Annotated in this window: 1 rRNA gene; it reads left to right on the top strand. The window is 59.3% G+C overall.

What is annotated here, in order from left to right:
• Window positions 1-51, top strand: a 16S ribosomal RNA gene (locus IFR23_RS19975); the annotation flags it as partial.
• Between the last annotated feature and the right edge of the window lie 229 nt (window positions 52-280).

The raw sequence follows: 280 nt of genomic DNA, 5'->3' as shown, positions 1-280 counted from the left end.
AAGTCGTAACAAGGTAGCCGTAGGGGAACCTGCGGCTGGATCACCTCCTTTCTAAGGATATCGGCAGAAAGCGCCGACAGGCCCGCATCTTATGGTGCCACCCTGTGGGAAGAGCTTCTTCCATTCCAAAGAACATTAGCCGCCGTCCTCATGTCCCTTCATCACTAGGTTAGTCCACGAGACGAGACAGCTTCGCTGTTTTTCCCGTGGGCAAGCTCGGCCAGCGCGCGAAGCGCGCCTCTGGGGCGCAGTTCTGCTGCGTCTGACGGGCGCAGCGGGT

It is taken from the genome of Sphingomonas sp. CFBP 13603, assembly GCF_014892665.1.
In the GTDB taxonomy this organism is placed as follows: Bacteria; Pseudomonadota; Alphaproteobacteria; order Sphingomonadales; family Sphingomonadaceae; genus Sphingomonas.
The sequence above is the reverse complement of the archived record's forward strand: the minus strand, read 5'-3'. Positions and strand labels throughout refer to the sequence as shown.